Below are 12,481 nucleotides of genomic sequence, written 5' to 3'. Positions count from 1 at the left end.
GTGATGAAGATTACCGTTCTTGGTGCGGGTGCCTGGGGTACGGCGCTGGCACTGGCCTTTAGCCGCCAGCACCACGTTACCCTGTGGGGGCGTGATGCCGCGCAAATGATAGACATGCAGGCCAACCGCCTGAATCGCCGCTATCTACCCGAATGCCCGTTCCCGGATAACCTGCACCTGTCGGCAGATTTGTCCGAAGCCGTGATGGGGGTCGAGCTGGTGTTGGTGGTCACGCCGATTGCCGGCCTGCGCCCCAGCCTGAAAGAGCTGGCCCGCCTGAAAGTGGACGCCCCCATCCTGTGGGCGTGCAAGGGCTTCGAGGCGGGTTCCAGCCTGCTGCCACATCAGGTGGTAGCCGAGGAGTTTCCGCGCCTGAAAACCGTTGGCGTGTTGTCTGGCCCCAGCTTTGCCAAGGAAGTGGCGCTGGGTTTGCCGGCAGCCGTGACGCTGGCCTCGGAAAACTACGCCTTTGCCCGCGATTTTGCCCGAGAGCTGCACAGCCCCTTGCTGCGCATCTATGCCAACGATGACCTGGTGGGCGTAGAGGTGGGGGGCGCTGTGAAAAACGTGATGGCGATCGCCACCGGCGTGGCCGATGGCTTGGGCTTTGGCATGAACGCCCGCGCCGCGCTGATTACCCGCGGCCTGGCCGAGATCACCCGCCTGGCGGTAGCGCTGGGCGGCAGCCAGCAAAGCATGCTGGGTTTGTCTGGTGTGGGCGATTTGTTGCTGACTTGCACCGGTGCGCTATCGCGTAACCGTCAGGTAGGCCTGAAACTGGCCGAGGGCAAGTCGCTGGACACCATTCTGGCCGAGCTGGGCCACGTAGCCGAAGGCGTACCTACGGCACGCGAGGTGCTGCGCATGGCCGAGCGGCTGGAGGTGGATATGCCGATTACCGCCGCCGTGTGTGAGCTCTTGTACCACCAGGCCAAGCCGCAGAGCGTGGTAGAACGCCTGCTGGGCCGCACGCCCAAGCCGGAGTTCGGCACCCCCTGAACAAGGTTGGCCGCAGCCTGCCCGCAGAACCCCTTTCATGGTGAAAGGGGTTTGTTTTTATGGGGTGTGATACGTAGCCCGCTACTCGCTTAATCGTCTTCGGCGGGCGCTTCTGGTGGCGGAGGGGAAAACACGATAGCCAGCTTTTCGCGCAGGCTGGCCAGATCAAATTCGTGCTCGTCAGCGTCCAGCCGCTGGGCAAAATGGATGGTGTCCTGCTCATCCGCCAGCCACAACGCCGGGCAGGTTATGCCTGCCAGCGGAATATCCTGCAGCAGCACGCCATAGTGTTTGTGGAAGTCGCGCCCGCGCAGGGTGGACAGCAACACTACCTGTGGCAGGCCGTGCTCGCGCCGCGCACGCTGCAGGCTGAAGGGGGAGTCGACGGTAACCACAATGAACTGCAGCAGGGGCCAGGCTTCCAGCGCACGGCGCAAGTCTTGCAACAGGGAGATGCCTGCCGATTCCGCATCAATGGAGAGTAGCGTCACTACCAGCTTGACGCGGCCAAGGTAGCGTTCCAGCGAGACATCGCGTAGCTGTTCGTCTACCAGCATGAAGCTGGGCAATGTCTGCCCGGCTTCCGGAAAGCTGCCTGCCACTTCCAGTGTTTCTTCTTTATAGATAAAGGGGTGCAGAGCCATCGAATCCTCCACGTTTTTTATTATCGTGGCTTATCCGGGAGGAATTTCAAGCAGGTATTGCCCAGAGTGTGCCAGGCGAGTGCCTGGCACTGGGGGCGCTCGCTCAGGGGTAGTAAAAGTGCAGGCTATAGCCCAGCGCCTTACCCTGGGTCATCTCCATGCGCAGCTGCAGCTTGAGTTCGCTATTGCCGTTGAATTGGCCTAGCTTGAACTCGCTAGCCGGGACGTAGTCTTCCGGGCGGAAAGCTTTGCGCGCTACCACCTTGTCCTCGGCATCCTTCAGCGTCAGCTCCATCACCGGGAAGGCTTGCGGGTAGTTGGCCATGTTTTTCAGCGTGGCGTTCAGCTGGATCAGGTGATCGTTCTGCGGCACAAAAGACAGCTCGGACCATTCGGTACGGATTAGCTGACGGTCGGTGGGCAGCGGTACGCTACACCCCAGGCTGGCGCACAGCGCTTCGAACGCCGGGCGTAGCTCGGGCGCTTCGGCGCTGATACGGGTGCGGTTAAAGAAGGCAATCTGCCCTAGCAATGCCAAGCCTAAAACCAGAACAATCAGGCTTTGCACGGTGGTTTTCAGTGCACTACTGTTGGCCGCAGGCGCTTCCGGTGTGGTTTCGTCCGCTTCGGGCGGTGCGGTGTCGGCTGGCGCGGCGCTGAAAACCGGTTCCGTGCGTGGCTGTATAAGCGGAGCAGGGCTTGGCGCTACCGGTTCGTCCGCTTCAGCCGGCTCGGGCTCGGGTTCGTTCTGGTAGGCAGACAGCTTTTTATTGCTTGCCGGGCTACGCAGGGCTTCGGCCAGCGCTTGCTGGAATGCCGCGATTTCCTGCCGGTTGGCCTCGGCCTCGGCGGCGGCGGCGCGGAAATCCGGCGCAATTGCCGGTTCGGCGGGCTTGGGCGCGGCCTGGCTTAGCTCGGCCGCAACGCGCTGTTTGTCCAGCAGGTCGAAGTCCGGCAGATCGAAATCATCGTCATGGATGGGGGTGTCTGGCAGCCCCTGTACCGGCTCGCGGCTGACCGGTGCCGGTTTGACCGGAGCAGGCTGGAAGTCGGGTAGCTCCAGCTCGAAATCGTCGTCCAGGCTATCTGGCCCGGGCATGTCAGCAGCCTTGGCCGGTTGTGACATGACGGGTGGTGCCGGTGGTACCGGCGGTGCCACAGGCACCTCCGGTACAAGGGCTTCCAGATGGCTGGGTGCATGAAAAACATGGCTGCAGCGCCCGCAGCGTACCATGCCGCCAGCGAGGGCGAGATGGGCGTCAGAGACTTTGAATTTGGTCTGGCAGCTGGGGCACTGTGTGGTTTGGCTCATGTTTTACGGGCGTTTGGTTCCGGATAGTCGGGTCCAGCCCTCGTCGAACACGGCGGCGTCCATGTCGAACCATTTGGCGTAAATGGCGGACAGCTCTTCGGCCTGCTCGGCAAGAATGCCGGAAAGCACGATTTTACCACCGGTTTTCACATGGCTAGCCAGCAATTCGCCCAGCATGCGCAGCGGGTTGGCCAGAATATTGGCCACGACAACGTCGTACTCGCCTGGCAGTAGGGTGTCAGGCAGGCCAAAGTCGGCGCTAACGCTGTTTTGCTGCGCATTATCGATACTGGAGCGCACGGCTTGGGCATCGATATCGATACCACGCGTGGCGCCGGCACCCAGTTTCAGCGCGGCAATAGCCAGAATGCCGGAACCGCAACCGTAATCCAGCACCGTTTCGCCGCCCTGGATTTGCTGATCCAGCCATTGCAGGCACAGGCGGGTAGTCGGGTGGCTACCGGTACCAAAGGCCAGGCCCGGGTCCAGCTGCAGGTTGATGGCGGCCGGGTCCGGCGAGGTGTGCCAGGTGGGGGTAATCCACAGGCGGTCGGAGATGCGGATCGGATCGAACTGGCTTTGCGTCAGGCGTACCCAGTCCTGCTCTTCCACGCGCGATACCGTGTAGCTGGGCACATCGATGTGGCACTGGTTGGCCGCAGCGGTCACCAGCAGCGCGACATCGGCGTCTTCGGCAAACAGGCTGTTGATCAGGCTGTGGCTCCACAGCTGGTCTACCGGCTCGCCGGGTTCGCCAAAAATCGGCTGCTCGTCATCGGTACCCGCCAGCGCATCTTCGATGGTGGCGGACAGGGCGCCAACGTCCATCAGGACGTCGGCCAGTTTCTCGGCCACGGCCGAGTCAGCGTGAATGGTGGCTTGCAGCCATGCCATGGAATTAACTGCCTTTCTTCAGCTGCGCCAGGCGCTCTTCCAGATAATGGATACTGGTGCCGCCCTGACGGAAGGCATTGTCCATGAAGAGTTCCTGATGCAGCGGGATATTGGTTTTGATGCCGGTGATGGCCATTTCGGACAGGGCAACGCGCATGCGCGCCATGGCCTGTTCGCGGGTATCACCATAAGAGATCAGTTTACCAATCATCGAGTCGTAGTGGGGCGGAACCGTGTAGCCCTGGTAGATGTGCGAGTCGATACGGATGCCCGGGCCACCGGCCGGGTGGTAGCTTTCAATCTTGCCTGGCGACGGGATGAAGGTGAACGGGTCTTCCGCGTTGATACGGCATTCCATCGCGTGGCCCTTGAACACGATCTGTTCCTGGGTGAAGCGCAGCTTTTCGCCAAAAGCAATGCGGATCTGCTCTTGCACGATATCGATGCCGGTGATCAGCTCGGATACCGGGTGTTCTACCTGCACGCGGGTGTTCATCTCGATGAAGTAGAACTCGCCGTTTTCGTACAGGAATTCAAACGTACCGGCACCGCGGTAGCCGATGCGGCGGCAGGCTTCGGCGCAAGCTTCACCAATACGCTGGCGCTGTTCGGCGGTAATGCCAGGTGCTGGCGCTTCTTCGATGATCTTCTGGTGACGACGCTGCATCGAGCAATCGCGCTCGCCCAGGTACACGGCGTTGCCGTGCTGGTCGGCCAGAATCTGGATTTCGATATGGCGCGGCTGCTCCAGGAATTTTTCCATGTACACGGTGGGGTTGCCAAAGGCAGCGCCGGCTTCGGTACGGGTCATATTCACCGAGTTGATCAGCGCGGCTTCGGTATGCACCACGCGCATGCCGCGGCCACCACCACCACCCGCGGCTTTAATGATGACCGGGAAGCCGATCTTGCGGGCAATCTTGGTGATTTCTACCGGGTCATCCGGCAGCGCGCCGGCCACGCCGGGTACGGTGGGCACACCGGCCTCGATCATGGCTTGCTTGGCCGATACCTTGTCGCCCATCAGGCGGATGGTTTCGGCGCGCGGGCCGATAAAGGCAAAGCCGGATTGCTCCACGCGCTCGGCAAAGTCGGCGTTCTCGGACAGGAAACCGTATCCCGGGTGAATGGCCTGGGCGTCGGTGACTTCGGCGGCAGCAATCAGGGCGGGTACGTTCAGGTAGCTCAGGGTGGACGATGCCGGGCCGATGCAGACCGACTCGTCGGCCAGCTTGACGTATTTGGCTTCACGGTCGGCTTCGGAATGCACGACTACGGTCTTGATACCCATTTCGCGGCAGGCGCGCTGGATACGCAGGGCAATTTCCCCGCGGTTGGCGATCAGGATCTTTTCAAACATGTCGGTTTCTCCGCAGCCCGTATGCCTGCGAGCGGCATCGGGCTCGGGCTGTTGGCAGCCCTTCAATTCACGCGAAAACGACAGGGCACGCTGGCGTGCCCTGTCATTTGAAATTCACGGCAGATCGCTGCTTATTCGATGATGAACAGCGGCTCGCCGAACTCTACCGGCTGGCCTTCTTCGATCAGGATGGCTTTCACCACACCGCTGCGCTCGGCTTCGATTTCATTCATCAGCTTCATCGCTTCGATGATGCACAGGGTGTCGCCTACATTGACTTGCTGGCCGACTTCTACAAACGGCTTGGAGCCTGGGCTCGGGCGGCGGTAGAAGGTACCCACCATCGGGGATTTCACCGCGTTGGCGTTATCTGCGGCGGCTACCGGGGCAGGCGCGGTGGGGGCGGCGGCTACCGGCGCAGCTACCGGGGCAGTCTGCTGCGGCAGGTGTACTTGCATGGGTTGTGCGAAGTTGACCGCCGCATTGGCGGATACGCGGGTGATGCGGACTTTTTCTTCGCCCTCGGTCACTTCGAGTTCAGCAATGCCGGATTCCTCGACGAGATCGATCAGCTTTTTCAGTTTGCGCAGGTCCATGGTCTTCCTTCGGATAGTATTCGGGTGTTATGCCGGCAGGCTCAGACGCTTGATCGCGTGAGCCAGTGCCAGAGCGTAGCCATCAGCGCCCAGGCCGCAAATCACGCCTATCGCCAGATCCGAAAAATACGAATGGTGGCGGAAAGGCTCGCGGGCGTGGACGTTGGATAAGTGGACTTCAATGAATGGCACCTTGACGCCAGCCAGTGCATCGCGAATGGCCACACTGGTATGGGTAAACGCCGCCGGGTTGATGATGACAAAAGCCGTGCCGTCGGTGAGGCAAGCGTGGATACGGTCAATCAGCACGTGTTCGGCGTTGCTTTGCAGAACATCCAGCTCAAAACCGGCATCACGGGCTTGTACTTGCAGGCGCTGGTTGATGTCGTCCAGGGTGTCCCGGCCGTAGTGCTGTGGCTCGCGCAGTCCGAGTAGGTTCAGATTGGGGCCGTGCAGCACGAGGATTTTTCGGGTCAAGGTGTCAGTCCCTGTTTTGATATGGGCGCGAGTTTGCCGCAATTGTCAGCAAGATGTCCAGCAATTGCCGCATTTCAAACGTGTGTTTAAGTTGCGGACGTGTTGGAAAAATGTTGCGCATTCGAGTGAAAGCACTAACAAATCGGCACATTGTAAGCAGCCAGTAAACTTTAGCGAGGTGCGATAAAACGCTTGTTGATCTGGCACAAGCAGAAGGTGTGCCGGGAACGCTGCCACGGGATGGCGCTCGAAAGGTATAATCGCCACGTTTTCCAAAAGATACCCGCCATGCACGTTTCCGACTTTGATTACCACCTTCCCGAAAACCTGATCGCGCAGCACCCGCCCGCCGTGCGCGGTGCCAGCCGCCTGTTGCTGGTCAACGGCAGTACGCTGGCTGATGCGCAGTTTTCCGCGTTTGCCGATGCCTTGCAGGCCGGTGACGTGATGGTGTTTAACGATACCCGCGTGATCAAGGCGCGCCTGTTTGGCGAAAAAGCCAGCGGCGGCAAGATCGAGGCGCTGGTAGAGCGCGTGCTGGACGAGCACCACGTGCTGGCCCACGTACGCGCCAGCAAGTCGCCCAAGCCGGGCACGCGACTGATTTTTGCCGACCGCTGGCAGGCCGAGATGGTAGAGCGTGTTGGCGAGCTGTTCCGCCTGCGCTTTCTGGATGCGGCCAACGTATTCGATATTCTGGATGCTTCCGGCAAGCTGCCGCTGCCACCGTATATCGAGCGCGATACCGACGGCGACGACGACGAGCGTTACCAGACCGTGTATGCGCGCGAAAAAGGCGCGGTTGCCGCGCCTACCGCCGGCCTGCACTTTACCGACGACATGCTGCAGCAGTTGGCCGCAAAAGGCGTCAAGTTGTGCAATGTCACGCTGCACGTTGGTGCAGGTACCTTCCAGCCGGTGCGGGTAGACAATATTGCCGACCACAAAATGCACAGCGAGATCTACGATATCCCGCAGGCAACAGTAGATGCCATCAATACCGCGCACGCAGCCGGCCGCCAGGTGCTGGCGGTGGGTACCACCAGCATGCGCGCGCTGGAATCCGCCGCCCGTGGCGATGGTGTGTTGAAGGCAGGCCGTGGCGAGACCGATATCTTTATCACGCCGGGCTACCGTTTTAATGTGGTGGACAAGCTGCTGACCAACTTCCACCTGCCCAAATCCACGCTGCTGATGCTGGTGTCGGCTTTTGCCGGTTACACCGAGATGCGTGCCGCTTACGCGCACGCTGTAGCGCAGGAATACCGTTTCTTCAGCTATGGCGATGCCATGCTGCTGACCCGCAAGGACTAAGCCCATGAGCGGATTGACCCACGATAGCGCCAGCCCGCAGGACGTGATCCTGCATGCGGTATCGCGCCAGCTGGAAATCGGCTTTGACGACGGTGCCCGTTTCCGGCTGCCGGCCGAATACCTGCGCGTGTACTCCCCCTCGGCCGAGGTACGCGGACACGGTGTGGGTAACGAGGTACTGCAAACCGGCAAGCAGCACGTGGCCATTACCGGCCTGGAGCCGGTGGGGCACTACGCGCTGAAAATTGTTTTTGACGACGGCCACGACAGCGGCCTGTATAGCTGGGCCTACCTATACGAGCTGGGCGTAAAACACGACCAGTACTGGCAGGATTATCTGAATCGCCTCGCCGCCGCAGGCGCGAGCAGGGAGTAAGCATGGACAACCAGACGCATTTTGGTTTTAAAACCGTCGATGAAAGCGAAAAGGCGGGCAAGGTGGCCGAGGTATTCCACTCGGTAGCGCAAAAGTACGACGTGATGAACGACCTGATGTCGGGTGGCCTGCACCGCGTGTGGAAGCACTTCACCCTCACCACCTCCGGCGTGCGTGCCGGCGACAAGGTGCTGGACATCGCCGGCGGTACCGGCGACCTGGCGCGTGGCTGGGCCAAGCGAGTGGGCAAGAGCGGCGAAGTGTGGCTCACCGACATCAACAGCTCCATGCTAACCGTGGGCCGCGACCGCCTGCTGGACGAGGGCATGATCCTGCCGGTATCGCTGGCCGATGCCGAAAAGCTGCCGTTCCCCGATAACTACTTCAACGCCGTGTCGGTCGCTTTCGGCCTGCGCAACATGACGCATAAAGATGCCGCGCTGAAAGAGATGTTCCGCGTGCTGAAGCCGGGCGGCAAACTGTTCGTGCTGGAGTTTTCCAAGGTCTGGAAGCCGCTGTCGCCGCTGTACGATTTTTACTCTTTCAAGGCGCTGCCGGTGATGGGCAAGCTGGTGGCCAATGACGCCGACAGCTACCAGTACCTGGCCGAGTCCATCCGCATGCACCCCGATCAGGAAACCCTGAAGCAGATGATGCTGGACGCCGGCTTTGGCCGCGTGGACTATCACAATATGACTGGCGGCGTCGTAGCGCTGCATAAAGGCATCAAGTTCTGATGCAGGACGAGCTGGCACTGCGTCTGGCCGAGCTGGGCATCGACACCGCCAGGTTGGCCGCACGCGGCCTGCAGCCTTACGCCGAGGCAGCTGCAGCCAGCCTGGTACTGGCCGACGTCAACGACGCCGGGCGCGAGTTCCACTTGCTGCCCGGCGCGGCTACGGCGTGGCAGGCCATGCGCGATGCCGCAGCTGCCGCCGGCGTGACGCTGTTTCTGGTGTCGGCGTTTCGCAGTGTGGCGCGGCAGCACGAGATCGTGGCCGCCAAACTGGCGCGCGGCCAGAGCCTGGACACCATTCTGGCCGTCAGCGCCGCCCCCGGCTTCAGCGAGCACCACACCGGCTGTGCCATCGATATCGGCACGCCGGGCTCGCCAGTGCTGGAAGAGCACTTTGAAACTACCGCGGCCTTTGCCTGGCTGCAGCAGCATGCGGCCAACCATGGCTTTGCCATGAGCTTTGGCCGGAACAACGCCAGCGGCTACTTGTACGAGCCCTGGCACTGGTGCTGGCAACCCCCTGCCGCCCAGCCCACATCGAAAGGACTTACCGCATGAAACACCTCTCCAAACTCGGCATCGTGACCGTGGTTTCCGCTGCCCTGCTGGCCAGCGGTTGCGCCTCGGTAGACCTCGACCAATACACCAACACCCAGAAGGGCGCCGTGCTGGGCACCATCGGTGGCGCCGTGCTCGGCGCAGCGGTAGCCGGCAAGGGCAACCGCAACAAGGGCGCGGTGATCGGCGCTATCGGCGGCGGCCTGGCCGGTGCCGGCGTGGGCGCGTACATGGACAAGCAGGCGCAGGACTTCGAAAAGCAGCTGGCCCCGCAAATCCAGTCTGGTGCTATCGAGCTGAAGAAAAACGCTGACCACAGCCTGACTGTGACCATGACCTCGGCCACCGCGTTTGACACCAACTCGTCCAGCCTGAAGCAAGCCTTCCTGCCGACGCTGGCCACCATTGGCAGCATCGTCAAGCGCTACGGCAAGACCACGCTGGATATTGAAGGCCATACCGACGCCAGCGGTAACGACAAGATCAACCTGCCGCTGTCCGAACAGCGCGCTGCCGCTGTGCAAAGCCAGCTGGCCAGCCTGGGCGTGCAGCCGGAGCGCATGAGCGCCGCCGGCTACGGCGCCAGCCGCCCGCGTGGTGACAACAAGACCGAAGCCGGCAAACAGCTGAACCGCCGCGTGGAAATCCAGATCGTACCGGTGGTGCAGTAAGGCATGAACGCCTGGCTGATGCTGGCCGCGGCGATTGCGGCGGAGATCGCCGCCACCTCGTCGCTGAAGCTGGCGGCCGGTTTTACCCGGCCGCTGCCCTCGCTGGTGGTGGTGGCCGGCTACGTGCTGGCGTTCTGGTTGCTGTCGCAAGTGGTACAGCGGCTGGACCTGGGCGTGGTGTACGCCATCTGGTGCGGCGTGGGCATGGCGGTGGTGGCGGCCGTGGGCGTGTTTTACTACGGCGAGGGCATGCCGCCGCTGAAGCTGGCCGGCATCGTGGCCATCATCATTGGTACCGTTTTATTGAGTCTGGCCAGCAAGGGGCACTGACATGGGCTTGCGTATTGCCGCATTGAATCATCTGTTGAACCAGCACCCGGCGGTGCGTGCCGAGCTGGCCCAGCACGCCGGGCGCCGCATTGGCATCAGCCTGCCGCCGTTCGATCTGGCGGGTGTGGTCACCAGCGATGGCTGGCTGGCCGCTTGCGAGGGCGAACCGGAAGCGCGCCTGCGACTGAAGCACGGCGTGGCGCTGGCGCAGCTGTCCGGCCGCGAGCCGGCCATGGCCGACATCGTGCTGGAAGGCGATACCGAGCTGGCCGCCAGCGTTGGCCGCATCGTGCGCCAGCTGCAGTGGGACGCTACCGAAGACCTGTCGCGCGTGGTGGGCGACGTGGCGGCGCACCGCGTGCAAGGCTGGGTGCGCGGCCTGTTCGGCATCAAGGGCGAGATCGGCGGCCGCCTGCTGGAAACCTGGGTCGAGCACCTGCGCGAAGAAGCGCCGCTGCTGGCCAAAAAAACCGATGTCGAGGCGTTTGTCAGCGCGGTGGACACGCTGCGCGAAGATGCCGACCGTTTCGAAAAACGCCTGGCGCTGCTGGAAGCGCGTGCGGCCAACCTTCGCCAACCATAACAACAAAGCCCCATCATGCGTATTGCGCGTCTGTTCAAGATTGTTTCCGTGTTCTACCGCTTCGGCCTGGACGATTTCCTGGCCGGCCGCCCCAAGGTGGGGCTGATCGCCAAGCTGTTCCGCCTGCTGCCCGTGCCGCGCGATACCGATGCGCCACTGCCGCAGCGCGTGCGGCTGGCGCTGGAGCACCTGGGGCCGATCTTCATCAAGTTCGGCCAGGTGCTGTCCACCCGCCGCGACCTGCTACCGCCCGATTACGCCGACGAGCTGGCGCGCCTGCAAGACCGCGTGCCGCCGTTCGACAGCGCTATCGCGCGCGAGGTGATCGAGCGCAGCTTTGGCCAGCCGCTGGCCAGTATCTATGCCGAATTCGACAACGTGCCGGTGGCCAGCGCCTCGGTAGCCCAGGTGCACCGCGCCCGGCTGCACGGCAGCCACGGTCAGCCAGGCAAAGACGTGGCGGTGAAGGTATTGCGCCCCGGCATTCTGCCGGTGATCGAGCAAGACCTGGCACTGATGGCAGTGTTGGCCGGCCTGGTAGAGCGCTTCCTGCCCGACGGCAAACGGCTCAAACCGCGCGAGGTGGTGGCCGAGTTCGACCGCCACCTGCACGACGAGCTGGATCTGATGCACGAGGCCGGCAACGCCAGCCAACTGCACCGCAACTTTATCGGCAGCGATATGTTGCTGGTGCCGGAGGTGTATTACGACTACACCCGGCGCGAAGTGATGACCATGCAGTGGATGGACGGCATTCCGGTGGGGCAGATCGACCGCCTGCGCGAAGCGGGTGTGGACCTGAAAAAACTCAGCCGCTTTGGCGTGGAAATCTTCTTTACCCAGGTGTTTCGCCACGGCTTTTTCCATGCCGACATGCACCCGGGCAATATCCTGGTGGCTGCCGATGGCCGCTATATCGCGCTGGACTTCGGCATCGTCGGCAGCCTCACCGACACCGACAAACACTATCTGGCGGTGAACTTCCTGGCCTTCTTCAACCGCGACTACCACCGCGTCGCCACCGCGCATATCGAGTCCGGCTGGGTGCCGCGCGATACCCGCGCCGAGGAGCTGGAAGCGGCAATTCGTACCGTGTGCGAGCCCATCTTCAACAAGCCGCTGTCGCAAATCAGCTTCGGCATGGTGCTACTGCGCCTGTTCGAAACCAGCCGCCGCTTCAATGTGGAAATCCAGCCGCAGCTGGTGTTGCTGCAGAAGACGCTGCTGAATATCGAAGGCCTGGGCCGCCAGCTGGACCCCGAGCTGGACCTGTGGGATACCGCCAAACCGTTCCTCACCAAGTGGATGAACGAGCAGATCGGCTGGCGCGGCCTGTTGCGCACGCTGAAGCACGAAGTACCGCAGTGGGCCACCACCTTGCCCACCATTCCGCGCAAGCTGGGCGAGGCGCTGTCGGGCCAGACTACCGAACTTGTGCTGCAAGGCTATATCCAACTGATGCGCGAACAGAAAACGCAGAACTTCATGCTGAAACTGATCGCGCTGCTGTTGCTGGCACTGCTGGTGATACTGCTGACGCGCGGCGTGCCTGGCTGACAGGCTGCTGGCGGACAAGCACACGGCTGGGCTGGCGCGCGATGCGTTACCCCAGCCGTTTTTTTTGGTGGCAG

General features: G+C 62.1%; 15 protein-coding genes and 1 pseudogene. 9 read left to right on the top strand and 7 right to left on the bottom strand.

All coding sequences use genetic code 11. The annotated features are described in order from the left end of the window. Positions 1–3: 3 nt before the first annotated feature. Complete coding sequence (locus LCH97_RS09340; protein WP_017508186.1) at positions 4–999, top strand: NAD(P)H-dependent glycerol-3-phosphate dehydrogenase; 996 nt, start codon at positions 4–6, stop codon at positions 997–999. An 89-nt stretch (positions 1,000–1,088) separates the two neighbouring features. Here LCH97_RS09340 and LCH97_RS09335 read toward each other — a convergent pair whose 3' ends face one another. The 7 genes and pseudogenes from LCH97_RS09335 to aroQ form a co-directional block, all read right to left on the bottom strand. Beyond that, a complete protein-coding gene (locus LCH97_RS09335; RefSeq protein WP_227301495.1) occupies positions 1,089–1,643 on the bottom strand; it encodes a redoxin family protein in 555 nt (184 codons plus the stop codon). A 103-nt stretch (positions 1,644–1,746) separates the two neighbouring features. Then, on the bottom strand, positions 1,747–2,742 hold the full coding sequence (locus LCH97_RS09330) for a DUF3426 domain-containing protein (protein ID WP_370630728.1): 996 nt from the start codon (positions 2,740–2,742) through the stop codon (positions 1,747–1,749). A 144-nt stretch (positions 2,743–2,886) separates the two neighbouring features. After that, positions 2,887–2,955, bottom strand: a pseudogene (locus LCH97_RS18860) (MJ0042-type zinc finger domain-containing protein); the annotation flags it as partial. Positions 2,956–2,958: 3 nt separating this feature from the next. After that, entirely contained in the window at positions 2,959–3,849 is an 891-nt protein-coding gene (prmA, locus tag LCH97_RS09325) for a 50S ribosomal protein L11 methyltransferase (protein WP_227301493.1), read from the bottom strand. A 4-nt stretch (positions 3,850–3,853) separates the two neighbouring features. Continuing rightward, a complete protein-coding gene (gene accC / locus LCH97_RS09320; protein ID WP_227301492.1) occupies positions 3,854–5,209 on the bottom strand; it encodes an acetyl-CoA carboxylase biotin carboxylase subunit in 1,356 nt (451 codons plus the stop codon). 131 nt (positions 5,210–5,340) lie between these two features. Then, a complete protein-coding gene (gene accB, locus LCH97_RS09315) occupies positions 5,341–5,805 on the bottom strand; it encodes an acetyl-CoA carboxylase biotin carboxyl carrier protein (protein WP_227301491.1) in 465 nt (154 codons plus the stop codon). Between the two features lie 27 nt (positions 5,806–5,832). Next, complete coding sequence (gene aroQ / locus LCH97_RS09310; protein WP_227301490.1) at positions 5,833–6,282, bottom strand: type II 3-dehydroquinate dehydratase; 450 nt, start codon at positions 6,280–6,282, stop codon at positions 5,833–5,835. A 288-nt stretch (positions 6,283–6,570) separates the two neighbouring features. Here aroQ and queA point away from each other — a divergent pair, with 288 nt between their 5' ends. The 8 genes from queA to ubiB are packed head-to-tail and all read left to right on the top strand — an operon-like array spanning position 6,571 to position 12,407. Further along, on the top strand, positions 6,571–7,596 hold the full coding sequence (queA, locus tag LCH97_RS09305; protein WP_227301489.1) for a tRNA preQ1(34) S-adenosylmethionine ribosyltransferase-isomerase QueA: 1,026 nt from the start codon (positions 6,571–6,573) through the stop codon (positions 7,594–7,596). Between the two features lie 46 nt (positions 7,597–7,642). Further along, positions 7,643–7,972, top strand: coding sequence for a gamma-butyrobetaine hydroxylase-like domain-containing protein (locus LCH97_RS09300; protein ID WP_370630727.1), 330 nt, complete (start codon positions 7,643–7,645; stop codon positions 7,970–7,972). 2 nt (positions 7,973–7,974) lie between these two features. Beyond that, a complete protein-coding gene (gene ubiE, locus LCH97_RS09295; RefSeq protein ID WP_017508177.1) occupies positions 7,975–8,709 on the top strand; it encodes a bifunctional demethylmenaquinone methyltransferase/2-methoxy-6-polyprenyl-1,4-benzoquinol methylase UbiE in 735 nt (244 codons plus the stop codon). Continuing rightward, the gene (locus tag LCH97_RS09290) at positions 8,709–9,266 is read left to right on the top strand and encodes a M15 family metallopeptidase (RefSeq protein WP_227301487.1); all 558 of its coding nucleotides are present in this window, start codon (positions 8,709–8,711) and stop codon (positions 9,264–9,266) included. The genes ubiE and LCH97_RS09290 overlap by 1 nt, the downstream gene beginning before the upstream one ends. Next, on the top strand, positions 9,263–9,937 hold the full coding sequence (locus LCH97_RS09285; RefSeq protein ID WP_227301486.1) for an OmpA family protein: 675 nt from the start codon (positions 9,263–9,265) through the stop codon (positions 9,935–9,937). The genes LCH97_RS09290 and LCH97_RS09285 overlap by 4 nt, the downstream gene beginning before the upstream one ends. A 3-nt stretch (positions 9,938–9,940) precedes the next feature. Continuing rightward, complete coding sequence (locus tag LCH97_RS09280) at positions 9,941–10,267, top strand: multidrug efflux SMR transporter (protein ID WP_147682674.1); 327 nt, start codon at positions 9,941–9,943, stop codon at positions 10,265–10,267. A 1-nt stretch (position 10,268) separates the two neighbouring features. Next, entirely contained in the window at positions 10,269–10,850 is a 582-nt protein-coding gene (locus LCH97_RS09275; protein ID WP_227301485.1) for an SCP2 domain-containing protein, read from the top strand. A 15-nt stretch (positions 10,851–10,865) separates the two neighbouring features. Next, the gene (ubiB, locus tag LCH97_RS09270) at positions 10,866–12,407 is read left to right on the top strand and encodes a ubiquinone biosynthesis regulatory protein kinase UbiB (protein WP_227301484.1); all 1,542 of its coding nucleotides are present in this window, start codon (positions 10,866–10,868) and stop codon (positions 12,405–12,407) included. Positions 12,408–12,481 lie beyond the last annotated feature (74 nt).

This window comes from Vogesella sp. XCS3, from assembly GCF_020616155.1.
GTDB lineage: Bacteria > Pseudomonadota > Gammaproteobacteria > Burkholderiales > Chromobacteriaceae > Vogesella.
Note: the sequence above shows the minus strand (reverse complement) of the source record. Positions and strands in the feature narration are given on the sequence as shown.